The following is a 24,691-nucleotide window of genomic DNA, read 5'->3' on the forward strand; positions in this document are numbered from 1 at the left end:
CGCCGCCGACCGACCGGCATACCCATCATGACCGATTTTCATCGACATCATGAACAGCCGCCATGGTGGGCAAGGTCGAACAGGCTGGACAGGTCGGACTCCGCCTCCAGCCGGCGCAATTTCCGGTGGAGGCGTTCCGCGCCGCCCGGCCCGACCGCGCGGGCGGCGCAGATCAGGAACTTGGCCGAATGCTCCGCCGCCGACAGCGGGCGGGCCACCGTGCCGCGCGCAGAGGCGCAGAAGCGGACGAAGCGCTCCCCAGAGGTCGTCTCGATGCTCACCTCGGCGCCCTCCGGCGCGCTGCGGGCGCGGTCGGGATCGGCGTTCCATTCCGGATCGGCCGTCATATGGACACGCCCGATGGCTTGGCGCAGCTCCGGGTCGGCGAGTGCCGTCTCATCGAGATGGTCCAGCGCCAGCGTTCCGTGCAGCATCGCGCAGGCCACCGCGAAAGGCAGGCTGAAGCGGGCTTCTCCCGCAGTCATCGGACGGTCGTAGGTCAGGTTGGCGGCGACCACCGGCGGGACCCGGCAGTTGACGATCCGGATGTCGCCGGGTGTGAGCCCCCGCTCCGCCATCAGGTCGCGCACCGCGTCGATGGCGGCATGGGCGGACAGGCAAACCGGATAGAGCTTGGTGTCGATGCCGGGGTCGAGCAGGCGCCAGCGTTGGCCGAGCGCCTCCAGGGCGGTCGGATCGAAGCGGCCGGCCGCAATCAGGCGGGCGAAACCGCGCGGATCCTCCACCACCGCATGGGGCACGGTCAGGCCCCGCGCAGCCAGCCGGGCGGCCCGCACGCCGTTCGCCGCGGCCTGTGCGGCGAGCAGCGGCTTGGCACCTGTGCCGAAGCAGGCGCGCAAACCCCCGGTCCCGCACAGTGCAAAGGCGATGGCATCGGCCGCCGTCCGTCCGTCCAGACCGAGGGCCCTTGCGGCGGCGGCGGTGGCGCCGACGGTGCCGAACAGCGCGGTGGTCCACCAGCCGGCATGATAGACACCGTTGCCGACCGCCTCCGCCAAGGCATATTGCGCCTCCGCGCCGGCCACGACGGCGGTGAGCAGATCGCTCCCCGTACCGCCGGCCGCCTCGACCATCGCCAGCGCCGTCGGCACCACGACGGCGGAGCCGTGGACGAAGCCGGCATAGCTGTTGTCGTCGAAATCCAGCGCATGGGCGGCTGCGACATTGGCGAAGGCGGCACCCTCCGCGCACAGGCGGCCACCGGTCAGCAGCCGCGATGGTCCCGCGGCATAGCTTTCCAGCGCGTCGTCCGCCGCCAGCCGGGCGGCCGCCTCCCCGGTCCCGGCGAGCGCCACTCCCAGCGTGTCGACGATGCAGTCCAGCGCGACGGCAGAGGCCGCTTCCGGCACATCGCATCGTCGCAACCCCGCCACCCAATCGCCGATCTGCCGGGCGGCGGCGGTGGGGGAGGGGAGATCGTCAGGGGGCAGCAGCGTCATGGCAGGGTCTCCGGCGGGACTGGCAGGCAGGGTCCCAAGGCTGCCGCGAAAGTCACGGTTACCGTCAGCCGGAGAAAATTATTTCATGGTCGGCATGAGCGGCATTCATGAGAGCATCGGGCATAAGATCGGGCATAAGATAGTATGCAGGAAGCAGCCGCCACCGACCCCGAAGATGGGAGCCCCATGCATCACCGCGACTTCGACCTGGGATCCCTGGAAGTGTTCGTCGCCGTTGCCGAGCTGGGAAGCATGACCCGCGCCGCCGGCCGGCTCGGACTGACGCAATCGGCGGTGTCGCATGTGGTGCGGCAGCTGGAAACCGCCTTCGCCACCCAACTGCTCGACCGCAGCATCAGGCCCATGGCGCTGACGGCCGCCGGGCAGCGGCTTTGGCACTGGAGCAACCGCATCCTGACCGATGCGCGGCAATTGCCGGCGGCGATCGGCGGAACGGACGCGCCCTTCATGCCGGAACTGCGCATCGGCTGCATCGATACGCTGGCGGCACCCTTCATTCCCCGGCTGCTTCAGCGGCTGCGCGACAATGTTCCGTCCTTCAGCATCGCGTCGGGCCTGTGCGGGCAGCTGCGCGAACAGTTCCTCGCCCGCCGGCTGGACGTGCTGTTCACCAACGACAGCTTCGACGACATGGACCAGGTGGACAGCCTGTGCCTGCTCACCGAACCCTTCGTGTTGCTGCTGCCGCGCAGCTGTCCCGAGGTCGTCGATGAAGCCGCCCTGCGGGCGCTGTCCCGGACGCTGCCGCTGATCCGCAGCACGACGGACAGCGCGCTCGGCCGGCTGGTGGATCAGCATCTGCGGCGCTTGGGCATGGAGGTGCCGCGCAGCTTCGCCTTCGACGCCACCGACACCGTGATGGCGATGGTGGCGGAAGAGATGGGATGGAGCCTGCTTCCGCCGACCGCGCTGGTGAAAAGCCGTCAGCACCTGAACCATATGCGCGTGCTGCCGTTGCCGACCTCCGGGTTCCGCCGCTCGATCCATGTGGTGACCCGGAAGGGGGAGCTGGGCTCGCTGCCCGCCAACATCCACAAGGCGGGATGCGCGGTCATCAAGCAGGGATATTTCACCGACGTCTTCGCCATCTCGCCCTGGCTCAAGCCAATGATCCGACGCTGAGCGAACCGCACCGGTGCCCCTGAAGCCCCGCTTCGTGAGCGGATCTATTCGCCCCGCCAGCGGGGTGGGCGCTTGTTCAGGAAGGCGTCCATCCCCTCGCGGAAGTCCGCGCTCGTGTAGCACATCACGACCAGATCCTCCCCGGTCCCCGGATCGCCACCCTGCCGGAGCCGGCGCAGCGCCTCCTTGGTCGCGCGCAGGGTCAGGGGCGCGTGGGAGGCCACGATGCGGGCGAGCGTCTCGGCGCGCTCCGCCAGCGCCGCCGCGTCGGCGACGACCTCCGACAGCAGGCCGATGGCCTTCGCCTCGTCGGCCTCGATCAGGCGGGCGGTGAAGATCATCTCGGTGACGCGGGCGGGACCGATCAGCGCCGACAGTCGGGCGTAGTTGTTCATCGACAGGCAATTGCCCAGGGTGCGTGCGATGGGGAAGCCGAATTTTGCGTTCGCCGCGCCGATCCGCAGGTCGCAGGCGGCGGCGATGCCGGCCCCGCCGCCGGTGCAGGCCCCGGCGACCGCGGCGATGGTCGGCACCCGGCAGCGCTCCAGGGTTCCAAGCACGCGGTCGATCCGCGCTTCGTAGGCCAGGGCGTCCTCCGCCGTCCTGAAGCTGCGGAACTGGGAGATGTCGGTGCCGGCGGCGAAGGCCTTGTCGCCGGCGCCGGTCAGCAGCATCGCGCGGATGTCCGGGGTGTCGTCGACCTCGGCGCAGACCGACGCCAGCCTTTCGTACATGGCGAAGGTCAGGGCGTTGCGCGCATGGGGCCGGTTGAAGGTGACGCGGGCGATGCCGTCGCGCACCTCGTAGAGCAGTTCGTCCGTCATCGTTCCATCGGTTCCGGTCATGCCACCACCCGTGCCCGCTCCATCGCCTCGACGGCGTCCTGATCGTAGCCGAGTTCGGCCAGCACCGCCCGGCTGTGTTCGCCGAAGGCCGGGGCCGGGCCGCGCACGCCGCCGGGGGTGCGGGAGAACTTGATCGGCAGGCCGAGCGTCTTCACCGGCCCGGCCCGGCTGTGCTCCACCTCCACCACCATGGCGCGGGCCAGCGTGTGCGGGTGTTCGTGCATGTCGGCGATGCTCAGCACCGGCCCGGCCGGGACGCCGGCCGCCTCCAGGACCGCCAGCCACTCGGCCGTGGTGCGGCGGCGCAGGATGGCGGACAGCAGCTCGTCCAGTTCCGCCAGATGGCGCATGCGGCCGGGGTTGTCGGCGAAGCGCGGATCGTCCTGCAGGGAACGCGCGTCCAGCGCCTCGGTCAGGCGCAGCCAGTTGGTCTGGTTGGCGGCGCCGATGTTGATCCAGCCGTCGGCGGTGGGGAAGGCCTGATAGGGGCCGTTCAGCGGGTGGGCCGAGCCCATCGGACCCGGGCTGACCCCGGTGGCGAAGCGGATCGCCGACTGCCAGTAGGTGTGGATGATCCCCGCCTCGAACAGCGAGGTGTCGACCCGCTGCCCCTCGCCGGTGCGCTGGCGTTCGACCAGCGCCGCCATGACGCCCATGGCGCCCAGCAGCCCGGCGGTGATGTCGGTCACCGGGGCGCCGACCTTCACCGGCGGCCGGCCGGGGCCTTCGCCGGTGATGCTCATCAGCCCGCTCATGCCCTGGGCGATCAGGTCGAAGCCGCCGCGGTCGGCCAGCGGTCCGCTGCGCCCGAAGCCGGAGATCTCGCAGAAGACGATGCCGGGGTTGATGGCGCGCATCGCCTCGTAGCCGAAGCCCAGCTTCTCCATGGTGCCGCGGCGGTAGTTCTCGATCACCACGTCGGCGCCGGCGATGAGGCGGCGCAGCACCTGCTTGCCGTCGTCGGTCTTCAGGTCCAGCGCGATGCCGCGCTTGTTGCGGTTCATCGCCATGTAGGCGGCGGATTCGTCGTTGATGGTCGGCGGCACCATGCGGCGGCTGTCGTCGCCGCCGGGGATCTTCTCCACCTTCACCACGTCGGCCCCCATGTCGGCCAGCATCAGGCCGCAGACCGGGCCGGCCATGATGTGGGCCAGCTCCACCACCTTGATGCCGGCGAGCGGTCCGCCCGTGCGCCGTTGTTCCGTATCGGCCATCGCTCAATCGTCCTCGGCGTTGGTGTGTTTCAGTAGAACAGGTCGACCAGTCCCAGCGAGAGGCCGGGCACATAGGTGCAGATCGCCAGCACCAGCAGCAGGACGCCGATGAAGGGCAGGTTGACCTTGGTGGTTTCCCAGATGTCGGTGCGGGCGATGGAGCAGGCGGCGATCAGGACGCTGGCCACCGGCGGGGTCTGCTGCCCGATGGCGAGGTTCAGCGTCACCACCAGCCCGAAATGCACCGGGTCGATGCCGACCGCGTGGATCAGCGGCATGACGATCGGGACCACCAGGATGATCGCCGCCGCCGAATGCAGGAACATGCCCAGGATCAGGAAGGCGACGTTCAGCAGCGCCAGCACGGCGTATTTGTTGGTGGTGATCCCGCTGATGCTGCGGGCGAGCGCCTGGGGCAGCTGCGCCTCGGTCAGGAAGGTGCCGATCAGCGCCGACGCCGCGACCAGCAGCATCACCACCGCGGTCTGCACGCCGCCGTCCAGGCAGGCCTTGCGCAGCTCGCGCAGGTCGAGTTCACGGTAGATGACGATGCTGATGAACAGCGCCGCCGCCACCGCCAGCCCGGCGCCCTCCGTCGCGGTGACGAAGCCGCCGAAGATGCCGCCCAGGATGATGACCGGCAGCAGGAAGGCCCAGGCGGCCTCCCGCGCCGTTTCGCGCAGGCGGGAGATGCGGAACTGCTCTTCCACCGGGAAATCGTAGCGCACCGCCTGGATGTAGGCGGCGACCGCCAGCCCGACCGCGCCGATCACGCCGGGGATGATGCCGGCGACGAACATCTTGACCACCGACGTCTCGGCCATCACCGCGTAGAGGATCATCGGGATCGACGGCGGGATGATGATGGCGAGGCTCGACGCCGACGAGCAGATGGCGGCGGAGAACTCCCTGGAATAGCCGCGCGTCTTCATCGCCGGGATCAGGATGGTGCCGAGCGCCGCCACCCCGGCCACCGCCGAGCCGGAGATCTCGGCGAAGAACATCGACGAGCCGATGACCACCATCGCCAGCCCGCCGCGGACGAAGCCGAACAGGGCGGAGGCGAAGGCGACCAGCCGGCGCGAGATGCTCGACGCGTTCATGATGGCGCCGGCCAGGATGAACAGCGGGATCGCCAGAAGCGGGAAGTTGGTGGCGCCGTCGAACATCACCAGCGCCGCGTTGACCAGATTGTCCGACCCCTGGATCGCCACGATGGCGGCCATGGCGACGAGGCCGAGCGCGATGGCGACCGGAACGTTGAGCAGGACCAGGGCGAACAGCCCGCTGAGCATGAAGCCGATGGTCATGGGCGCGGTCCTTCCGGATAGGCGGTGGCGCGGGCGATCGGGGCGGCGTTGGTGGTGGACCGCGGCGGCTGCGGCCGGGCCAGATCGGCGCCCAGCGCGTCCTCCAGCTCGTGGTCGACGAAGCCGTGGCCGCGGGCGTCGGCCAGCACCTTGGGGAGGCGCAGCGCTTCCGCGATCATGAACAGCACGGCGCCCACCGGGATGACCGACTGGGTCAGCTGCAGCGGCACCGACGGCAGGCTGACCAGCGTGTCGCCTTCCAGCACCATCAGCACCTCCCACCCGGTCCAGGCGAGCACGCCGAAGAACAGGAAGACGCAGGCCTCGGCGAACAGAGTCGCCAGCAGGCGGAAGGACGGCGGCATCGCGTTGACCAGCCCGGGGAAGCCGATGTGCGCGCCCTTCAGCGCGGCCAGCGCCGAGCCGTAATAGGTCAGCCACGCCAGCCCGATCGACGCCACTTCGTCGTACCAGGTCAGCGAGCTTCCGAAATAGCGGCAGACGAAGCCGGCGATGATGAGCAGGGTCAGAGCGGAGACGAGCAGGATGACGATGGTTTCGAGCACCCACTCGAAGCCGGTGCGCAGACGGTCGAGCATCACGACGGGTTCCCTCCGGAGGGGGGTGGCTGAAACGGGGCGGCGGGCTGGGGCGGAGGCAGCCGATGGCCGCCCCCGCGGATTGCCGGCCCTAGAGGCCATCTGGTGCCTATTGAAGCACCGGATAGGCTCTAAGCTTTTGGTTTGCCGTGTGATTCACGCTTCAAGCGTTTCCGCTTGAACCGATCACACTCTAGGACTTGCTGGCCAGCGCCTGCGCCTTCTTGATCAGCTCGCCGCCCTGCGGAACCTCGTCCTCGAAGCTCTTGTAGATGCCGGCGCTGGCCTTGACGAAGGCGGCCCTGTCCACCTGATTGACCTCCATCCCGGCCTCCTTCAGCTTCTTCAGCAGATCCTCGTCCATTTCGGCGGCGATCTTGTAGACGGTCGGCTGGACTTCCCGCGCGGCCTCGGTCAGCGCCTTCTGGATTTCGGGCGAGAATTTCTTCCAGCTGCGGCCGGCGGTCAGATAGGCCGGGGTGTAGACGTGGTCGCTCATCGACAGGTACTTCTGCACCTCGTAGAAGCGGGCCGGGTAGATCTGGGCCAGCGGGTTTTCCTGGCCGTCCATCACCCCGGTCTGGAGCGCCACGAAGATCTCGGAGAAGGCGAGCGGGCTGGGGTCGGCGCCATAGGTCTTGAACATCTTGACCCGCCACACCCCCTGGGGCACGCGCAGCTTGATGCCCTGGAGATCCTCCGGCTTGGTGATCGGGCGCTTGCTGTTGGTGATCTGGCGGAAGCCGTTCTCCCACACGCCGAGGATGTGGAAGCCGTCCTTTTCGGCCGCCGGCACCAGGGTGGGCGTCACGATCTCGTCGCGGATGCGCGCCATGTGGTCGCGGTCCTTGACCAAGTAGGGCAGCTCGAACAGGCCGAAGACCGGCACCTCCGACGACATGACGGTGGAGGGCAGGGACAGGTCGATGGTGCCGAGCTTCAGCTTCTTCAGCATCTCCGAATCGCCGCCGAGCTGGCTGGAGCCGAAGACCACCACCTTGGCCTTGCCGCCCAGCTTCTCGTTGGCGATGCGGGCGAATTCCTGGCTGGAGCGGTCGAACAGCGATCCCGGCTCCCCGACATGGCCAAGCTTGATCTCGGTCTGCGCCTGCACCGCGCCCGCCATCAGCGAACCGGCGAACAGGATCGACGCGACCAGCGCCTTGGTGTAGCCCATGACTGTCCCTCCCTTTTTGTTTGGTGTCTCGTTGCGTCCTCAGGCGACGGTGGCGGCCGTCCTTTCCGCCTGCGCGGCGGCTCCACCCTGCAGGGCATCCATCGCCGCCCGGGCGCCGCCCTTGCGGTGGGGGATGCCGGCCAGTTCCAGCCCCATCTCCACCCCGCTCAGCGTGCCGGCCAGCGTCAGATCGTTGAAGTCGCCGAGATGGCCGATGCGGAACACCCGGCCGGCCAGCTTGCCGAGCCCGGCGCCCAGCGACATGTCGAAGCGGTCGAGGATGATGCGGCGCAGCCGGTCGGCGTCATGGCCGTCCGGCAGCAGCACCGCGGTCAGCGAACTGGAATATTCGGCGGGGTCGAGCGCCAGGACCTCCAGCCCCCAGCCGGTCACGGCGCGGCGCGTCGCCTCGGCGTGGCGGTCGTGGCGGGCGAAGACGGCGTCCAGCCCTTCCTCGTGCAGCATGTCGATGGCCTCGACCAGACCGTAGAGCAGGTTGGTCGCCGGCGTGTAGGGGAAGAAGCCGGCCCGGTTCGGACCGGCCATGTCGGCCCAATCCCAGTAGGACCGCGGCATCCGGTTGCTGCGGCTGGCCGCCATCGCCTTTTCGGAAATGGCGTTGAAGCTCAGCCCCGGCGGCAGCATCAGGCCCTTCTGCGAGCCGCTGACCGTCACGTCGACGCCCCATTCGTCGTGGCGGTAGTCGATGGACCCCAGCGACGAGATGGTGTCGACCAGCAGCAGCGCCGGGTGGCCGGCGGCGTCGATGGCGTTGCGGATCAGCGGAATGCGGCTGGCGACGCCGGTCGAGGTTTCGTTGTGGACCGCCATCACCGCCTTGATGGTGTGGCCGCGGTCCTCGGCCAGCCGGGCTTCCACTGCGGCCGGGTCGACGCCGTGGCGCCAGTCGCCCGGCACGAAATCGCAGTGGATGCCGAAGCGCTCGGCGAGATTGCGCCACAGCGTGGCGAAGTGGCCGGTCTCGAACATCAGCACCCGGTCGCCGGGAGACAGCGTGTTGACGATCGCCGCCTCCCACGCCCCGGTGCCCGACGCCGGGTAGATCACCACCGGCTGCTGGGTCTTGAAGATCGTCTTGATTCCGTCCAGCGCTTCACGGCCGAGCGCGGCGAAGTCCGGGCCGCGATGGTCGATGGTCGGCCGGTCCATCGCCCGCAGGATGCGGTCGGGCACGTTGGTCGGACCCGGGATTTGCAGGAAATGGCGTCCGCTGCGATGGGCCATGAAGGCTTCTCCTCCCTTATGTCGATGATGCCGTGGTGTCGGTGACTCGGGGGCAATATCGATGCGCCCGGTCGGTGCGCAGGATCCCGGCATTCGAGATTCGGGCGCTTGAGATCCGGGCGCAGAGCGGCGACGGCGAGCACGAACTGTTGGTTTGCCTACCAAACAAATTTTGCATTCAAATCGCCGGCGCTGCAAACAGTCATTTGCGGCCATGACCTACCCATTTCCGAAAGGGTGCATCGGCAATAGCGCCTATGCTGTCGCCGGGTCTCGACAGAAATCTCACGTTCCCATAAGGATTTTGTTCGTCTGACGAACGATTGAGGTCGGCGTTGCGACCCATCGGGCCGCAGGGACGATTCACCGCAAGGTGAATTTTGAATTCAAAATCGACGATCTGCCGGCGCGATCCATCCGTGCCGTCCGCCGTCGCCATCCGTTTCAGGGGAGCCCACGCCATGCCGCTCGACGACCGCAACGCCCCGACCGCCGCGCCGCGCCGCGGCTCCCGGATCGGTGACGGCGCCCTGGCCGCCCGCCTGCGCGGCGCCGTGAAGGGGGAGGTGCTGTTCGACCGTTTCGTGCGCGGCCGCTACAGCACCGACGCCTCGATCTACCAGATGGAGCCGGTCGGCGTCGTCGTGCCGCGCGATGCGGAGGATGTGGCGGCGGCGGTCGCCGTGGCGGTGGAGGAAGGGGTGCCGATCCTGCCGCGGGGCGGCGGCACCTCGCAGTGCGGGCAGACGGTGAACGAGGCGCTGGTCCTCGACTGCTCCCGGCACCTGAACCGCATCCTGGACGTGAACGCCGAGGCGCGGACGGCGACGGTGCAGCCGGGCATCGTGCTGGACCATCTGAACAAGGCGCTGAAACCGCTGGGGCTGTGGTTCCCGGTCGACGTCTCGACCGCGGCGCAGGCGACCATCGGCGGCATGACCGGCAACAACAGCTGCGGCACCCGGTCGCTGCGCTACGGCAACATGGTGCACAATGTCCGCGCCATCGACGCCGTGCTGGCTGACGGCACCCCGGTGCGCTTCGACGGTTCCGCCCCGTCGACCGGGCGTCATCGGCAACTCGAAGCGGCGCTGAAAGCGCTGCACGCCCGCGAAGCCGACGAGATCGCCGCCCGCATTCCTGCCGTCCGCCGCAAGGTCGGCGGCTACAACATCGAACGGCTGGGCGGCGACCACCCCAACCTCGCCAAGCTGCTGGTCGGGTCGGAAGGGACGCTGGCCTTCTTCCAGCGCATCGAGCTGGCGCTGGCGCCGCTGCCCCGGCACAAGGTGCTGGGCGTCTGCCATTTCCCGACCTTCCGCAAGGCAATGGAATCGGCGCAGGCCATCGTCGGGCTGAAGCCGGCGGCGGTGGAACTGGTCGACCGCAACATGATCGCGCTGGGCCGGGACATCCCGCTGTTCCGCGCCACCATGGACCGCTTCATCGTCGGCGAGCCCGACGCCCTGCTGCTGGTGGAATTCGCCGGCGAGGACCGCGACGAGGAGATCGTCAATCTCCGCCGGCTGGGCGAGCTGATGGGCGATCTCGGCCTGCCCGGCGCGGTGGTGGAGGCGGTCGACCCGGCCTTCCAGGCGGCGATCTGGGAGGTGCGCAAGGCCGGGCTGAACATCATGATGTCGATGCGGACGGAGGGAAAGCCGGTCTCCTTCATCGAGGATTGCGCCGTCCCGCTGGAGCATCTGGCCGACTACACCGAGCGGCTGACCGAGGTCTTCCACCGCCACGGCACCACCGGCACCTGGTACGCCCACGCCTCCGAAGGCTGCCTGCACGTCCGTCCGGTCCTGAACCTCAAGCAGGAGCTGGAGGTGCGGAAGATGCGCGCCATCGCCGAGGAGGCCTTCGCCCTGGTGCGCGAATACAAGGGGTCCCATTCCGGCGAGCACGGCGACGGGCTGGTCCGCTCCGAATTCCACGAGCCGATGTACGGCCGCCGCATCGTCGATGCCTTCCGCGAGGTCAAGACGCTGTTCGATCCGGCCGGCCTGTTCAACCCCGGCAAGATCGTCGATCCGCCGCGCATGGACGACCGCCGCCTGTTCCGCTACAAGCCCGGCTATGGCGCCATGCCGGTCGACACCGCGCTGGACTGGTCGGAGTGGAACGGCTTCCTCGGCGCGGTGGAGATGTGCAACAACAACGGCACCTGCCGGAAGTCCGACCCCGGCGTGATGTGCCCGTCCTACCGCGCGACCTGCGACGAGCAGCATGTCACCCGCGGCCGGGCCAACACGCTGAGGCTGGCGCTGACCGGCCAGCTCGGTCCCGAGGGGTTGGCCGCCGACGGGGTGATGGAGGCGCTGGACCTCTGCGTCGGCTGCAAGGGCTGCAAGCGCGAATGCCCGACCGGCGTCGACATGGCGAAGATGAAGATCGAGGTGCTGGCCCAGCGCCGCAGGCACGGCGCCCGCCTGTCCTTGCGCGACCGGCTGGTCGCGTGGCTGCCGCGCTACGCCCCAACGCTGTCGGCCGCCGCGCCCCTGCTGAACCTTCACGGCCGGATCCCCGGCCTGCCGGCGCTGACGGAGCGCCTGCTCGGGCTGAGCCGCCACCGGTCGCTGCCGCGCTGGCACCGGACGCCGTTCCGGCATTCCGATGTCCCGAAACACGGCGCGGCCGGCGAGGTGGTCCTGTTCGCCGACACCTTCAATCGCTGGTTCGAGTCCGACAACGCCCGTGCGGCGGTCCGCGTGCTGGAGGCGGCGGGGTACACCGTCCACGCCGCGCCGCCGGCCGACGGCGGCCGGCCGCTGTGCTGCGGTAGGACCTTCCTCGCCGCCGGTCTGGTCGAGCAGGCGCGGGCGGAGCAATGGCGCGTGGTCGAGGCGCTGATGCCCTATGCCGAGCGCGGGGTGCCGATCATCGGGCTGGAGCCGTCCTGCCTGCTGACGCTGCGCGACGAGATGACGGCGGTGCTGCCCGGACCGGAATATGCCCGCATCGCTGGCCACGCCCTGCTGTTCGAGGAGTTCCTCGACCGCGAGCACGCCGCCGGCCGGCTGGCCCTGCCGCTGAAGCCGCTGGCGGCGCGCAGGGCGCTGGTGCACGGCCATTGCCACCAGAAGGCCATGGGCGCGCTGCCGCCCGTGGAAAGAGTGCTGAAGCTGATCCCGGACCTTGAGGTTTCGGTGTTACAATCCACCTGTTGCGGAATGGCCGGGGCCTTCGGCTATCAGGCGGAGCATCACGAGGTGTCGATGAGGATGGGGGAACTCGACCTGCTGCCGGCGGTGCGCGCCGCCGATGCGGACACCATCCTGGTGGCCGACGGGACGAGTTGCCGCCACCAGATCCAGGACGGCGCCGGCCGGCGGGCGGTGCATGTCGCCCTCGTGTTGGAACAGGCGTTGGAACAGGCGTTGGCGGAGCGGACGGCTGCTGTGGGGGAAGGACCGGAATGACGCTGATCGACCGCAGCAGCCTCCACGCCGAGGTCGTCGCCCGGCTGCGCACCGCCATCGTCGACGGCGAGCTGTCGCCCGGCTCGCGCATCAACGAGCGCGAGCTGTGCGAGCGCTTCGGCGTGTCGCGCACCCCGCTGCGCGAGGCGCTGAAGGTGATGGCCAGCGAGGGGCTGGTGCTGCTGCTGCCCAACCGCGGCGCCCGGGTCGCCACCCTGACGCGGGCCGACATCGAGGACACCTTCACGGTGATGGCCTGCCTGGAAGCGCTGTCCGGCGAACTGGCCTGCGCCCACATCACCGAGGAGCAGATCGCCGAGCTGCGCGCGCTGCATTACGAGATGCTGGCCCACCATGCCCGCCGCGACCTGCAGGCCTATTACCGGTTGAACGAGCGCATCCACCACATGATCCTGACGGCGTCGAACAATCCGGTGCTGATCGCCACCCACGCCGGTCTGGCGCTGCGCATCCGCCGCGCCCGCTACGTCGCCGACATGCCGCGCGACTGGTGGGACCAGGCGGTGCGCGAGCATGAACAAATTCTGGACGCCCTGGTCCGGCGGGACGGCGCCGCCATCGCGGTTCTGCTGCGCCGGCATCTGGAGCGCAAGATCGACATCATGGCCGATTCGACCGGGATGGCGCCGTCGGATGCCGACGCCGCGAAAACCTCGTCGGCCGCCTGAGCTTGTCCGCCAGGCCCGATATAGTGCAGCTGCCTAGACGGATGACTTCCCGTCGAGGCGATCCAGGATCTCCTGTGCCTGGGCAAGCAGGGAGTCGCGGGCGGCGCAGAGCCGTTCAAGCGCCGACTGCGACTGGGTGATCGTCCATTTCGCGTGGTAGATTTGCTGATCGAGAGTGTCGATGTCCTTCTCGATGAAGATCAGCCACTCGCGGTCGGTCTGTATCTGGCGGTTGCTCATGATCGAGCCTCCCTTCTCCCTCATTGGTGGCGGCATACCCTTGACCGGCCTTTCGAGGCGCCCGGCCGGCCGGGCGCCTCTATTGAAGTCCTTCCGCGTCAATGGAGCGGCCGGGCCAGATCGAAACGGTCGGCGTTCATGATCTTCGTCCAGGCGGCGACGAAGTCCTTCGCGAACTTCCCGTGCGCGTCGCTGCACGCATAGACCTCCGCAAATGCGCGGAGCTGCGAATGCGCCCCGAAGATCAGGTCGACGCGGGTGGCGGTCCATCTGCGTTCCCCGGTCCTGCGGTCGCGCCCCTCATAGATGCCGTCGGCGTTCGGCGGCTGCCACTCCGTCCCCATGTCGAGCAGGTTGACGAAGAAGTCGTTCGTCAGCGTCTCGGGCCGGTCGGTGAGAGCGCCATGCTTGGAGCCGCCTATGTTGGCGCCGAGAACGCGCAGCCCACCGAGGAGGACCGTCATCTCCGGGCCGGTCAGCCGCAGCAATGCCGCCCGGTCCACCAGCGCCTCTTCCGGTATCATGAACTGCTGCTTCGCGCCGTTGACATAGTTGCGGAAGCCGTCGGCGCGCGGTTCGAGCGGGGCGAAGGAGTCGACGTCCGTCTGCTCCTGCGATGCATCGGTGCGCCCCGGCGAGAACGGCACCTGCAGGGTCAGGCCGGCATCCTGCGCCGCCTTTTCGATGGCCGCACCGCCGGCAAGAACGATCAGGTCGGCAAGCGAGATCCTCTTGCCGCCGGCCGCCGCGTTGAAGTCCTTCTGAATGGTCTCCAGCGTCTGCAGCACGGTCTGCAGTTGCGCCGGCTCGTTCACCTCCCAGTCCTTTTGCGGGGCGAGGCGGATGCGCGCGCCGTTGGCGCCGCCGCGCTTGTCGGATCCGCGGAAGGTGGAGGCCGAAGCCCAGGCCGTCGAAACCAGTTGCGAGACCGAAAGGCCGGAAGAGAGAATCCGCGACTTGAGAGCGGCGATGTCCGCGTCGTCCACCAGCGGATGATCGACCGGCGGGACCGGGTCCTGCCAGATCAGCGTCTCCTTCGGGACGAGCGGGCCGAGATAGCGGACGACCGGCCCCATGTCGCGGTGGGTCAGCTTGAACCAGGCGCGGGCGAAGGCATCGGCGAACTGGTCCGGATTCTCGTAGAACCGCCGCGAAATCTTTTCATAGGCGGGGTCGAAGCGCAGGGACAGGTCGGTCGTCAGCATCGTCGGCCGACGCATTTCGGAGTCCGCGCAGGGCCCCGGAACCGAAGGCTCGGCGTCCTTCGCCTGCCATTGCCACGCGCCGGCCGGGCTCTTGGTCAGTTCCCATTCATACTTGAACAGGTTGTCGAAGAAGTGATTGCTCCACTTCGTCGGCGTCTGGGACCAGATCACCTCCGGGCCGCCGGTGATGGCGTCGGGACCGTACCCCGTGCCGTGTTTGCTCTTCCAGCCGAGTCCCTGGTCCTCCAGCGCGCCGGCTTCTGGTTCCGGGCCGAGGAAGGACGGATCGCCCGCCCCATGCGTCTTGCCGAAGGTGTGGCCGCCGGCGATCAGCGCCACGGTCTCCTCGTCGTTCATGGCCATGCGGCGGAAGGTCTCGCGGATGTCCTTGGCCGCCGCCACCGGGTCGGGATTGCCGTTCGGCCCCTCCGGATTGACGTAGATGAGCCCCATCTGCACCGCGCCCAGCGGGTCCGCGAGCTGGCGTTCGCCGCTGTAGCGCTCGTCGCCGAGCCAGCTTCCTTCCGGACCCCAGAAAAGCTCCTCCGGTTCCCACGCGTCCACGCGGCCGCCGGCAAAGCCGAAGGTCTTGAAGCCCATCGATTCCAGGGCGACGTTGCCGGCCAGGACCATCAGGTCAGCCCAGGACAGCTTGCGGCCGTATTTCTGCTTGATCGGCCACAGGAGACGGCGCGCCTTGTCGAGGTTGGCGTTGTCCGGCCAGGAATTGAGCGGCGCGAAACGCTGCTGCCCGGTGCCGGCGCCGCCGCGGCCGTCGGTGATGCGGTAGGTGCCGGCGCTGTGCCACGCCATGCGGATCATCAGGCCGCCGTAATGGCCGAAGTCGGCGGGCCACCAGTCCTGCGAATTCGTCATCAAGGCATGCAAATCCTTGATGACCGCATCGAGATCGAGGGACTGAAATTCCTTGGCATAGTCGAAATCCTTGCCCATCGGATCGGACAAGGCCGAATTCCGATGGAGCATCTCGATATCGAGGGCATTCGGCCACCAGTCGCGGTTCCTGTGGCCCCGGCTTCCTCCACTGAACGGGCACTTGCCTGCGCTCTCGTCGGTCCTTGCGTCCATCGTTTCCTCCTGAATCGCTTACGGGTTCGCGTGGCGGCAACAAATGCTCTGTGGATAAAACTGTATGGTTAACGCACGATCAGGTAAAATGGTCTTTGATGATTGCTGCGATAAGGTGAGCTTATGATTCCCGGCTCCGTCACCCTCAGGCAGCTTCGCTATTTCGATGCGCTGGCACACCACGCCCATTTCGGACGGGCGGCGGCGGCCTGCGCCGTCTCGCAGCCCGCCCTGTCGATGCAGATCAAGGAACTGGAGGAAGCCCTGGGTGCGGCGCTCGTGGAAAGGGGCGGCAGAAGCATTCGGCTGACCGCCTTCGGGCAGGAGGCATCGCTGCGCGTCCGCGACATTCTGCGCTCGATCGATCAGCTGGGGGAGCTTGCCCTGATCTCGCGCCACCGGATCAGCGGCCGGTTGCGCATCGGCATGATCCCCACCATCGCGCCCTATCTGCTGCCGGCCGTGATCGGGGTGATCACACGGGAGCACCCCCATGTCGAGATCGAGGTGCGCGAGGCGCAGACGTCCAAACTGATCGAAGAACTGGCAGATGGCCGGCTCGACACCGCAATCGTCGCATTGCCGGTGTTCGAGCCGTCGCTGACCGAGGTGGCGCTGTTCACCGAGGATTTTCTGCTGGTCCGCCCGGCCGAGGATGCGGAAAAGCCCGTGCCCACCGGAGACATGCTGCGGGAGATGCGGCTGCTCTTGCTGGAGGAGGGGCACTGCTTCCGCAATCAGGCCCTGTCCTTCTGCAACATGCCGTCCTCCTCCCCCCGGAAGGCGCTGGAGGCGAATTCGTTCTCCACGCTGGTCCAGATGGTCAGGGCGGGTATGGGCGTGACACTGATACCGGAGATGGCGGTGGCGGTGGAGACCGGTTCAGGCACGGTATCCGTCGTCCGTTTCAAGGATCCGCAACCCTCCCGGACCATCGGCATGGTCTGGCGCAAGACAAGCCCGTTGGCCGGCCAGTTCCTGAAGCTGACGGAACTGCTTGGCCGGCCGCCGGAGCCTTGATCATCGCAAGCCGGAGGGACCACGCATGTAATGGCGTTCGGGCCGGTAGGCCGGCCGGAACCAGGATGGGAAGCGGGCCCGGACCCATGCGCGCAACGCGGCCAGCATGGCTGTTCGTCTCCTTGTCGTCTGTTGCGTCACTTCAGGCCCAACGCCGCGCGCACGGCCGGGGCGGCGTCCTTGCCGTCGCGGGTCGACACGCCGGCCAGCCAGGGGCCGAGCAGGTCGGGATGCGCCTTCAGGTAGCCGGCCGCCGCGTCCTTGGGCGCTTTCTTGTCTTCCGTGATGGCGGCCATGATCTCGTTCTCCATCCCGACGGTGAAGGCGAGCTGGCTGAACAGGCGGTGGACGTTGGGGCATTCGGTGCCGTAGCCGCGCCGGGACAGGGTGTTGACCGTGGTGCTGCCATAGTTCGGGCCGAAATAGGCGTCGCCGCCGCTGAGATACGTCATATCGATCCGGGTGTTCATCGGGTGCGGCTGCCAGCCGAGAAAGACCACCCAATCCTTGCTGCGCGTCCGGCGTATCGCCTGCGCCAGCATGGCCTGCTCGCTCGATTCGACCAGGGTCCAGCCCTCCAGCCCGAAATCCTTCTTGTCGAGCATGCGCTGGATGTTCTGGTTCGCCGGCGCCCCCGGCTCGATCCCGTAGATCTTCTTTTCGAACCGGTCGCCGAATTTGGCGAGGTCTGCGAAACTGTGCACGCCGGCTTCGGCCACCGCGGTCGGCACCGCCAGGGTGAATTTGGCGTTCTCCAGGTTCGGGCGCACGATCTCGACCGTTTTCTCGGCGATCAGCTTGTCGAGGAAGGTGGACTGGGCCGGCATCCAGTTGCCGAGGAAGACATCGATCTGCCCGGTCTTCAGCCCCTGGAAAATGATCGGCACGGCGACGGTCTCGATCTTCTGCTGATAGCCCATCGCGCCCAGCAGCGTTCCCGCCACCGCATTGGTCGCGGTGATGTCGGTCCAGCCGGGATCGGCCATCCTCACCATCTGGCAGTTCGCGGGCTCCGCCGCCGCTGCCGCCCCCGACAACACGGCCGCTGCCGTCAGCGAGCCGGCGGCGATCCCGATCACGGTCATCAGGCCGGCCAGCGCCGCACGTCCTGCCGACAAACCGCCCATTGCAACCCCGGGTACATGCATGCTGCCTTCCCTCCTGTCGGGTGATGGTCGACGTCCGGCGCGCCGTCGCGCCGTCCTATTGCACAGAGGTACCAGGGCGCGGGAAGCGCGCCATGGCTTCCAGATCGTCGAGATCCAGATGGTTGCGCATATAGCTGGTGCCTGCGTCGGTGAAGGGCTGGAAATCCCAGGAGCGGTGCTGCCCCCGGCGCAGCGCGTCGGCCACCAGGAGGCGCCGCTGCTGACTGGCGACGACCTCCTCATGCAGGCGCGTCAGGTCCCAGCGCTGCTCCACCTCGGCGCGGTAGCGCCGTACGGCGTCAGCCTCGGCCGAGCCGGCGGCGGGCTGCTCCGCCCGGTTCACCAGCTCGTCCGGGTCGTCGGACAGGTCGTAGAGCTGGTCGGGATCGGCCGGCGAATGGATGAATTTTTCGCTGCCGCGCCGGATCATCACGATCGGGGCCAGGGCGCCTTCGGCCAGATATTCGCCGATCACCTCGTCGTGGCCGCCGCTGCGCTGAAGGTGCGGCAGCAGGCTGCGTCCGTCGATGGGCGTCGGCAGGCCCGGCGCCGCCCCGTCATGGGCGAGATCGACCAGGGTCGGCAGCAGATCCATCGACGAGACCGAGGCGGCGACCCGACCGGCCTGGAACCAGCCCGGCGCCCGGATGATCAGCGGGATGCGGCAGGCCGACTCGAAGAAGCTCATCTTGTACCACAGCCCGCGTTCGCCAAGCATGTCGCCATGGTCGGACAGCAGGACGACGACGGTGTCCTCGGCCAGCCCGGTTTCCTCCAGCACGGTCATCAACCGACCGATCTGATCGTCAACATAGGCGACGGAGCCGTAATAGGCGCGGCGGGCATTGAGAATTTGGCGTTCGCTGAGCGGCATCTCGTCCATGGCGCAGACATGGCGCAGCCGCCGCGAATGCGGGTCCATCGCCTCCGGAGCCAGGGTGACGCGCGGCAGCGGCACCTCCGCGTCGGTGTGGCGGTTCCAGTAGCGCTCGGTGATGGCGTAGGGGTCGTGCGGATGGGTCAGCGACACCACGAAGCAGAAGGGCCGTTCCCGCCGGCCGCGGGCGATGTCGTACAGCTTGCGCTCGGCGGTGAAGACCACCTCCTCGTCGAAGTCGAGCTGATTGGTGCGCAGGCAGGGACCGGCGTCGCGCACCGAACTCATGTTGTGATACCAGCTCGGCCGCTCCTCGGGCCGGGTCCAGTCCGGCGTCCAGCCGAAATCGGCCGGATAGATGTCGGTGGTCAGCCGCTCCTCGAAGCCGTGAAGCTGGTCGGCTCCGCAGAAATGCATCTTGCCGGACAGAATGGTCTTATAGCCGGCCAATCGCAGGTAATGGGCGAAAGTGGGGACCGCGGAGGGGAATTCGGCGGCGTTGTCGTAGCCGCCGATGGCCGATGGCAACCGCCCCGACAGGAAGACATAGCGCGAGGGGGCGCAGAGCGGACTGTTGCAGTAGGCGCTGTCGAACACCACGCCGCCCTCCGCCAGGCGGTCGATGTGCGGCGTCCGCACCGTCGGGTTGCCGTAGGCGCCGAGCGCCTGCGGGATCATCTGGTCGGCCATGAGGACAAGGATGTTGGGGCGCCGTGCCATATCCGCCTGCTTCATACCGTTTATGGACAGATCGTTCGAGAACGATAGGATTGACGCAGCCAACAGGGGGCGTGAAGCCCCAGTCTCATCATGCCGGTATGAAGGGTGCTCATGGGAAAGGACCGTTTGCCGCCGCTGCGCACCCTGCTTTTCTTCGAGGCGGCCGGCCGGCTGCTGAGCTTCAGCGCCGCCGCCCGCGAGCTTGCCTGCACCCAGTCGGCCGTCAGCCACCAGATCGGCTGGCTGGAGGCCGATTTGGGGACGGCGCTGTTCCGCCGCCTTCATCGCGGCGTCGCGCTGACGCCGGACGGCGTGCGGCTCTACGAGGCGACACGCGAGGCGCTGGACGGCATCGGCGATGCGGTGACCCGCATCCGTGACGGGCAACGGCCGGGCGTGCTGAACGTCGCCACCGATTTCGGTTTCGCCTCCGGTTGGCTGCTGCCGCGTCTCGGCGCCCTGCGCCAGCTTCTGCCCGAGCTGGATGTGCGGATCGTGACGACGCAGAACGCGATCGACCTGCGCCGCGAGGCGGCCGACATCGCCATCACCTTCGGGCACGGCCATTGGCCCGGCTGCGAGGCGGAACTCCTGTTTCCCGAACGGGTCCTGCCGGTCTGCAGCCCTGCCTTCCGGGCGAGCCGCGCCCCGTTCGCCGCCGGCGCCGAGGCCGGGGCCGCCGCTTCCCCCGCCGATCTGGCGACCCTGCCGCTGTTGCATCTGGAATGCGTCGGGCCGGCCGCCTGGCTGTCGTGGAGCGACTGGTTCACCCTGCACGGGCTGCCCGTGCCGGCCGGCGGCCAGGACCTGACCTTCAACAATTACCCGCTGGTGCTGCAGGCCGCCCTGATGGGCCAGGGGGTGGCGCTGGGATGGAGCCCGCTGATCGCCGAGTTGATGCGGGACGGGCATCTGGTTGCCCTGCTCGACCGGCCGGTCCAGACGGAGCGGGGCTATTTCCTCGTCGTCTCCAGCCGGCGCAAGCCGGATGAGCGCCGCGACCGCTTCCGCCGCTGGGTCGTCGAGGAAAGCCGCCGGGATGGCGACCACAGGAACGGCGATTGAGAGCGCCTGGTTACCGTGCTCCGTCGGCGTGCAGGCGGTCGCCGAGAAATGCGATGAAGCGGGGATCGTCGGCATAGGCGATGTTGATCCGCATCGCCGGCGTGGTCGCCGTCCGCGTCGGCAGGAACAACGTGCCGGGCGCCAGGAAAATCCCCTGTTCCGCGGCTTGGCGCACCAGTTCCGCCTCGTCGATGCGGTCGGGAAGCTCGCCCCACAGGTAATATCCGCCGGGTGCGGCGGGCGGCAGCCGGACACCGATGCGGGTCAGGGCGACCGTCGCCTTTTCGGTATGCTCGGCGATCAGCGTCTTCAGCCGGCGCAGGTGCCGGAGATACTGGCCGGAGGCGATGAAGGCGTAGACCATCCGCTCGACATAGTCGGAGGTGCTGACGACGGTCAGCATCTTGACGTCGCACAGCCGGTCGATCAGCGGGCGTTTCGCCGCGACATAGCCGACACGCAGGCTGGCCGACAGGGTTTTCGAGAAGGTGCCGACATAGATGACCCGCTCCAGCTGGTCGAGCGCGGCGAGCCGCGGGCTGGCGGCCGGCAGGACATCGGCGAAGGGGTCGTCCTCGACAACGTACAGGCCGTGCTGTTCGGCGACCCGCAGCAGGCGGTGGGCGACGGCGGGCGTGATCGAGCCGCCGGTCGGGTTGTGCGCCAGCGACTGGGTGAAGAACAGCTTCGGCTTGTGGGCGGCGGCCTTGGCGGCGAGGTCGTCGAGGTCGGGGCCGTCGTGGCGGCGCTGGACGCCGACGATGCCGATGCGCGACAGCCGGAGCTTGCCGAACAGCGGGTAATAGCCGGGGCTGTCGACCAGCACGGTGTCCCCCGGTTCCAGCATCTGGCGGGCCACGAGGTCGAGTGCGTGGTTGGCGCCCTGGGTCAGCAGGATCTGGTCCGGCGACGCCGTGATCGACCGTTCGCCGAGCGTCAGCGCCAGCCGCTCCCGCAACGGCAGGAAGCCCCAGGGGGAGCCGTAGCCGTGGTCCGGCGTCAGGCCGCGGCTTGCGGCCGTGAATCTCGGATTGCCACTGGCCTCGAACCGCTCCATCCAGGAGGGCGGCGGTCGGCCGTCGCCGATCCGCACGGCATAGCTCTGCACCAGCTGTTCGCGAAGCAGCGACACGAAGTCTACCGCTTCGGCGACATGGGCGGACTGCTGCCCGGCCACAGCGTGGCGGACGCGGGCGACGTAATAGCCGGCGCCCTGCTTCGCCTCGACATGGCCCAGAGCCACCAGACGGTCGTAAGCCTCGGCCATGGTGTTCTTGGAGACGCCGTGCTCGACGGCGCCGGCCCGCACCGACAGGAGGCGCTCCCCCGGCTTCAACAGGCCCTCGCCGATCAGGCCGGCGATCCTGTCGACGATGCTGCCCACCCTTGTCATCGCATCACCGCTGCAGTGTCCCAATGAATGCGCTGGTACAGTGTCCCGGAGATTTCGGGAAACTGTCCCTTGTGCTGTCCCTTTGTATCACTGATCATCATTGGAGCGAATGGTGATGGCGGGACGGTCCGCGGCGCCTGCCCGACCAGCACCACTCCGGCACCACCAATAATCCCGCCCCAATCGTCCCATCCGGTGTGCGCCGCCGCGCGGCGCCAAAGGGGGATGCATCCGCAAAGCGCAAGACAGGGTTCAGGAATGACCGACACCACCCGCAGTTCCCGCATCTCCGGATTCCACAAGAAATCGCCTGCGGAGCGCTTGGGCATCGTCTCGGACTTCGCCGGCCTCGATGCCGCTGCCGCCGCGCGGCTGTCGGACACCGGCAACCTGGATCTGAGCCTTGCCGACCGGCTGGTCGAGAATGTCATCGGGTCGATGAACATCCCGCTGGGGATCGCGACCAACATGAGGGTCGACGGCGAGGACGTGCTGATCCCGATGGCGACGGAGGAGTCGTCGGTCGTTGCCGCGGTCTGCAATGCCGCCCGGCAATGCTATGACGCCGGCGGCTTCACCACCTCGATGTCCGGCACGCTGATGATCGCGCAGATCCAGGCGGTCGAGGTGGCCGATCCCCATGCGGCCCGCCTGCGCATCCTCGGGCGGCGCGAGGAGATCAAGGCGATCTGCGACGGCTGCGACCCGGTGCTGCTGTCCTTCGGCGGCGGCTTCCGCGACGTCGAGGTGCGCGTGCTCGACAGCCAGGGCGGCCCGATGCTGGTGACCCATCTGATCGTCGATACCCGCGACGCGATGGGCGCCAACGCGGTCAACAGCATGGCGGAGGCGCTGGCCCCCCACATCGCCGCCTGGACCGGCGGCCGGGTGTATCTGCGCATCCTGTCCAATCTGGCCGACCGCCGGCTGGCGCGGGCGCATGCGGTGTGGCCGCTTGACCAGATCGGCGGCGAGGCGGTGCGCGACGGCATCGTCAGCGCCTATCACTTCGCCGCCGCCGACCCGTATCGCGCCGCGACCCACAATAAGGGGATCATGAACGGCGTCAGCGCCGTCGTGCTGGCGACCGGCAACGACACCCGCGCGGTGGAGGCCGGCGCCCATGCCTTTGCCGCCCGCAGCGGCCAGTATGGCAGCCTGACCCGCTACGAGGTTACCGCCGACGGGCAGCTCAGCGGCTCCATCGAACTGCCGATGGCGGTCGGGCTGATCGGTGGCGCCACCAAGGCGCACCCGACGGCGCAGGCCTGTCTGAAGATCCTCGGCGTGACCAGCGCCGAACGTCTCGCCCGCATCATCGCCGCGGTCGGGCTGGCGCAGAACTTCTCGGCGCTGAAGGCGCTGGCGACCACCGGCATCCAGAAGGGTCACATGGCCCTGCATGCCCAGAACATCGCGATGATGGCCGGCGCGGTGGGCGACGAGATCGACCGCGTCGCCGCCGTGCTGGTGGAGCGTGGCAGCGTGCGCCAAGACATCGCCCAGGCGGTCCTGCAGGACCTGCGCGGCGGGGCCGCCGGCGCCTGACGGCAGCAGACAAAGCCGTAGAGCATCAAAATGAAAAAGGGGAGGACCTTGATGAAGACCGGATACACGCTGGCCGGCATGGCCGCGGCCAGCCTCGTCGCATTGTCGATCGGTACCGTCCCGGCATCGGCCGAGATCGCGAACCACCGGGTGAAGCTGGGGGTGCTGACCGACATGAGCGGCTTCGCCTCCGACAGCACCGGGCAGGGCTCGGTGGTGGCTGCGGAGCTGGCGGCGGAGGATTTCGCCAAGGAGCTGCCCGGCGTCACCATCGAGGTCATCCACGCCGACCACCAGAACAAGCCCGATATCGGCGCCGCCACCGCGCGCCGCTGGCTGGACCAGGAGCATGTCGACGCGATCCTGGACGTGCCCTTCTCGTCGGTGGCGCTGGCGGTGAACGAGGTGACGCGCAACTCCAAGGCGGTCTTCATCGCCTCCGGTCCCGGCACGACCGAACTGACCGGCCCGAAATGCTCCCCCAACACCATCCAGTGGACCTACGACACCTGGGCGCTGGCCAACGGCACGGCGCGGGCGGTGACGGAGAGCGGGGGCAAGCGCTGGTTCTTCATGACCGCCGACTACGCCTTCGGCCATGCGCTGGAGCGCGACGCCTCGGCGGTGGTCAAGAGCCTGGGCGGCACCGTCGTCGGCAGCGTCCGCCATCCGCCCAACGCGTCCGACTTCTCCTCCTACCTGTTGCAGGCGCAAGGCAGCGGCGCGCAGGTCATCGGGCTTGCCAACGCGGTGGGCGACACCATCGGGTCGGTCAAGCAGGCGACGGAGTTCGGCATCACCGCCGGCGGCCAGCGGCTGGCCGCCCTGCTGATGCAGCTGAGCGACGTCGCCGCCGTCGGCTTGAAGGATGCGCAGGGGCTGTACCTGACCGAGGCCTTCTATTGGGATCTGAATCCCGGCACCCGCGCCTTCGCCGACCGATTCGCCGCCCGGATGGACGGGCGCCGTCCCACCGGCAACCAGGCCGGCGTCTATGCCGGCGCCCTCCATTACCTGAAGGCGGTCAAGGCGGCGAACAGCACCGACGCCACCGTCGTCGCCGCCAAGATGCGGGACCTGCCGACCGACGATCCCCTGTTCGGCAAGGGCAGCGTCCGCGTCGACGGCCGGGCGGTCCACGACATGCTGTTCTTCGAGGTCAAGAAGCCCGAGGAATCGAAGGGACCCTGGGACTTCTACAAGCTGGTCAAGACGATCCCCGGCGCCGAAGCCTTCCGCCCGCTGTCGGAGGGCGGCTGCCCGCTGGTGAAGAAATAGG

At 68.4% G+C, this 24,691-nt stretch carries 19 protein-coding genes; 7 read left to right on the forward strand and 12 right to left on the reverse strand.

What is annotated here, in order from left to right; all coding sequences use genetic code 11:
• Nucleotides 1–47: 47 nt before the first annotated feature.
• Entirely contained in the window at nucleotides 48–1,460 is a 1,413-nt protein-coding gene (locus B9N97_RS27545; protein WP_085091019.1) for an MmgE/PrpD family protein, read from the reverse strand.
• 186 nt (nucleotides 1,461–1,646) lie between these two features.
• On the opposite strand from B9N97_RS27545, the gene B9N97_RS27550 reads away from it, so the two are divergent.
• Nucleotides 1,647–2,603, forward strand: a complete 957-nt coding sequence (locus B9N97_RS27550) for a LysR family transcriptional regulator (protein ID WP_244560961.1) — start codon at nucleotides 1,647–1,649, stop codon at nucleotides 2,601–2,603.
• Nucleotides 2,604–2,647: 44 nt separating this feature from the next.
• Here the strand turns inward: B9N97_RS27550 and B9N97_RS27555 are convergent, their stop codons facing one another.
• From B9N97_RS27555 to B9N97_RS27580, 6 genes are all read right to left on the reverse strand, one after another.
• Nucleotides 2,648–3,448, reverse strand: coding sequence for an enoyl-CoA hydratase/isomerase family protein (locus tag B9N97_RS27555; RefSeq protein ID WP_085091021.1), 801 nt, complete (start codon nucleotides 3,446–3,448; stop codon nucleotides 2,648–2,650).
• Entirely contained in the window at nucleotides 3,445–4,662 is a 1,218-nt protein-coding gene (locus tag B9N97_RS27560; RefSeq protein WP_085091022.1) for a CaiB/BaiF CoA transferase family protein, read from the reverse strand. Before B9N97_RS27560 ends, B9N97_RS27555 begins: the two co-directional genes overlap by 4 nt.
• A 29-nt stretch (nucleotides 4,663–4,691) precedes the next feature.
• Nucleotides 4,692–5,972, reverse strand: coding sequence for a TRAP transporter large permease (locus tag B9N97_RS27565; RefSeq protein ID WP_208621275.1), 1,281 nt, complete (start codon nucleotides 5,970–5,972; stop codon nucleotides 4,692–4,694).
• Complete coding sequence (locus B9N97_RS27570; RefSeq protein ID WP_085091023.1) at nucleotides 5,969–6,571, reverse strand: TRAP transporter small permease; 603 nt, start codon at nucleotides 6,569–6,571, stop codon at nucleotides 5,969–5,971. The genes B9N97_RS27565 and B9N97_RS27570 overlap by 4 nt, the downstream gene beginning before the upstream one ends.
• A gap of 193 nt (nucleotides 6,572–6,764) precedes the next feature.
• Entirely contained in the window at nucleotides 6,765–7,748 is a 984-nt protein-coding gene (locus B9N97_RS27575; protein ID WP_085091024.1) for a TRAP transporter substrate-binding protein, read from the reverse strand.
• 39 nt (nucleotides 7,749–7,787) lie between these two features.
• Nucleotides 7,788–8,993 (reverse strand): pyridoxal-phosphate-dependent aminotransferase family protein, encoded by a 1,206-nt coding sequence (locus tag B9N97_RS27580; RefSeq protein ID WP_085091025.1) that lies wholly within the window; start codon nucleotides 8,991–8,993, stop codon nucleotides 7,788–7,790.
• A 461-nt stretch (nucleotides 8,994–9,454) separates the two neighbouring features.
• On the opposite strand from B9N97_RS27580, the gene B9N97_RS27585 reads away from it, so the two are divergent.
• On the forward strand, nucleotides 9,455–12,418 hold the full coding sequence (locus B9N97_RS27585) for an FAD-binding and (Fe-S)-binding domain-containing protein (protein WP_085091026.1): 2,964 nt from the start codon (nucleotides 9,455–9,457) through the stop codon (nucleotides 12,416–12,418).
• Complete coding sequence (locus tag B9N97_RS27590; protein ID WP_085091027.1) at nucleotides 12,415–13,107, forward strand: GntR family transcriptional regulator; 693 nt, start codon at nucleotides 12,415–12,417, stop codon at nucleotides 13,105–13,107. The genes B9N97_RS27585 and B9N97_RS27590 overlap by 4 nt, the downstream gene beginning before the upstream one ends.
• Nucleotides 13,108–13,140: 33 nt before the next feature.
• On the opposite strand, the gene B9N97_RS27595 is transcribed toward B9N97_RS27590, so the two are convergent.
• Nucleotides 13,141–13,347, reverse strand: a complete 207-nt coding sequence (locus B9N97_RS27595) for a hypothetical protein (protein WP_085091194.1) — start codon at nucleotides 13,345–13,347, stop codon at nucleotides 13,141–13,143.
• A 98-nt stretch (nucleotides 13,348–13,445) separates the two neighbouring features.
• Nucleotides 13,446–15,641, reverse strand: a complete 2,196-nt coding sequence (katG, locus tag B9N97_RS27600) for a catalase/peroxidase HPI (protein ID WP_085091028.1) — start codon at nucleotides 15,639–15,641, stop codon at nucleotides 13,446–13,448.
• A gap of 123 nt (nucleotides 15,642–15,764) precedes the next feature.
• On the opposite strand from katG, the gene B9N97_RS27605 reads away from it, so the two are divergent.
• Nucleotides 15,765–16,661: a hydrogen peroxide-inducible genes activator gene (locus tag B9N97_RS27605; protein WP_085091029.1), complete on the forward strand. Its 897-nt coding sequence runs from the start codon at nucleotides 15,765–15,767 to the stop codon at nucleotides 16,659–16,661.
• Between the two features lie 137 nt (nucleotides 16,662–16,798).
• Here the strand turns inward: B9N97_RS27605 and B9N97_RS27610 are convergent, their stop codons facing one another.
• Entirely contained in the window at nucleotides 16,799–17,809 is a 1,011-nt protein-coding gene (locus tag B9N97_RS27610) for a choline ABC transporter substrate-binding protein (RefSeq protein ID WP_244560962.1), read from the reverse strand.
• A 55-nt stretch (nucleotides 17,810–17,864) separates the two neighbouring features.
• Entirely contained in the window at nucleotides 17,865–19,406 is a 1,542-nt protein-coding gene (betC, locus tag B9N97_RS27615) for a choline-sulfatase (protein ID WP_085091196.1), read from the reverse strand.
• A gap of 111 nt (nucleotides 19,407–19,517) precedes the next feature.
• Between betC and B9N97_RS27620 the strand changes: the two genes are divergently transcribed.
• Nucleotides 19,518–20,471, forward strand: coding sequence for a choline sulfate utilization transcriptional regulator (locus B9N97_RS27620; protein ID WP_085091030.1), 954 nt, complete (start codon nucleotides 19,518–19,520; stop codon nucleotides 20,469–20,471).
• A gap of 10 nt (nucleotides 20,472–20,481) precedes the next feature.
• On the opposite strand, the gene B9N97_RS27625 is transcribed toward B9N97_RS27620, so the two are convergent.
• Nucleotides 20,482–21,864: an aminotransferase-like domain-containing protein gene (locus B9N97_RS27625; RefSeq protein ID WP_085091031.1), complete on the reverse strand. Its 1,383-nt coding sequence runs from the start codon at nucleotides 21,862–21,864 to the stop codon at nucleotides 20,482–20,484.
• A gap of 258 nt (nucleotides 21,865–22,122) precedes the next feature.
• Between B9N97_RS27625 and B9N97_RS27630 the strand changes: the two genes are divergently transcribed.
• Both B9N97_RS27630 and B9N97_RS27635 read left to right on the forward strand, forming a co-directional pair.
• Nucleotides 22,123–23,412, forward strand: coding sequence for a hydroxymethylglutaryl-CoA reductase, degradative (locus tag B9N97_RS27630; protein ID WP_085091032.1), 1,290 nt, complete (start codon nucleotides 22,123–22,125; stop codon nucleotides 23,410–23,412).
• A gap of 51 nt (nucleotides 23,413–23,463) precedes the next feature.
• Nucleotides 23,464–24,690, forward strand: a complete 1,227-nt coding sequence (locus B9N97_RS27635; RefSeq protein ID WP_143266892.1) for an ABC transporter substrate-binding protein — start codon at nucleotides 23,464–23,466, stop codon at nucleotides 24,688–24,690.
• Nucleotide 24,691: the final 1 nt, after the last annotated feature.

The sequence above is a fragment of the Azospirillum oryzae genome (assembly GCF_900177515.1).
In the GTDB taxonomy this organism is placed as follows: Bacteria; Pseudomonadota; Alphaproteobacteria; order Azospirillales; family Azospirillaceae; genus Azospirillum; species Azospirillum oryzae_A.

Coding starts and splice junctions, on each gene's coding strand:
- B9N97_RS27545 (WP_085091019.1), bottom strand. CDS start 1,460: ATGACGCTGCTGCCCCCTGACGATCTCCCCTCCCCCACCGCCGCCGCC.
- B9N97_RS27550 (WP_244560961.1), top strand. CDS start 1,647: ATGCATCACCGCGACTTCGACCTGGGATCCCTGGAAGTGTTCGTCGCC.
- B9N97_RS27555 (WP_085091021.1), bottom strand. CDS start 3,448: ATGACCGGAACCGATGGAACGATGACGGACGAACTGCTCTACGAGGTG.
- B9N97_RS27560 (WP_085091022.1), bottom strand. CDS start 4,662: ATGGCCGATACGGAACAACGGCGCACGGGCGGACCGCTCGCCGGCATC.
- B9N97_RS27565 (WP_208621275.1), bottom strand. CDS start 5,972: ATGACCATCGGCTTCATGCTCAGCGGGCTGTTCGCCCTGGTCCTGCTC.
- B9N97_RS27570 (WP_085091023.1), bottom strand. CDS start 6,571: ATGCTCGACCGTCTGCGCACCGGCTTCGAGTGGGTGCTCGAAACCATC.
- B9N97_RS27575 (WP_085091024.1), bottom strand. CDS start 7,748: ATGGGCTACACCAAGGCGCTGGTCGCGTCGATCCTGTTCGCCGGTTCG.
- B9N97_RS27580 (WP_085091025.1), bottom strand. CDS start 8,993: ATGGCCCATCGCAGCGGACGCCATTTCCTGCAAATCCCGGGTCCGACC.
- B9N97_RS27585 (WP_085091026.1), top strand. CDS start 9,455: ATGCCGCTCGACGACCGCAACGCCCCGACCGCCGCGCCGCGCCGCGGC.
- B9N97_RS27590 (WP_085091027.1), top strand. CDS start 12,415: ATGACGCTGATCGACCGCAGCAGCCTCCACGCCGAGGTCGTCGCCCGG.
- B9N97_RS27595 (WP_085091194.1), bottom strand. CDS start 13,347: ATGAGCAACCGCCAGATACAGACCGACCGCGAGTGGCTGATCTTCATC.
- katG (WP_085091028.1), bottom strand. CDS start 15,641: ATGGACGCAAGGACCGACGAGAGCGCAGGCAAGTGCCCGTTCAGTGGA.
- B9N97_RS27605 (WP_085091029.1), top strand. CDS start 15,765: ATGATTCCCGGCTCCGTCACCCTCAGGCAGCTTCGCTATTTCGATGCG.
- B9N97_RS27610 (WP_244560962.1), bottom strand. CDS start 17,809: ATGCATGTACCCGGGGTTGCAATGGGCGGTTTGTCGGCAGGACGTGCG.
- betC (WP_085091196.1), bottom strand. CDS start 19,406: ATGGCACGGCGCCCCAACATCCTTGTCCTCATGGCCGACCAGATGATC.
- B9N97_RS27620 (WP_085091030.1), top strand. CDS start 19,518: ATGGGAAAGGACCGTTTGCCGCCGCTGCGCACCCTGCTTTTCTTCGAG.
- B9N97_RS27625 (WP_085091031.1), bottom strand. CDS start 21,864: ATGACAAGGGTGGGCAGCATCGTCGACAGGATCGCCGGCCTGATCGGC.
- B9N97_RS27630 (WP_085091032.1), top strand. CDS start 22,123: ATGACCGACACCACCCGCAGTTCCCGCATCTCCGGATTCCACAAGAAA.
- B9N97_RS27635 (WP_143266892.1), top strand. CDS start 23,464: ATGAAGACCGGATACACGCTGGCCGGCATGGCCGCGGCCAGCCTCGTC.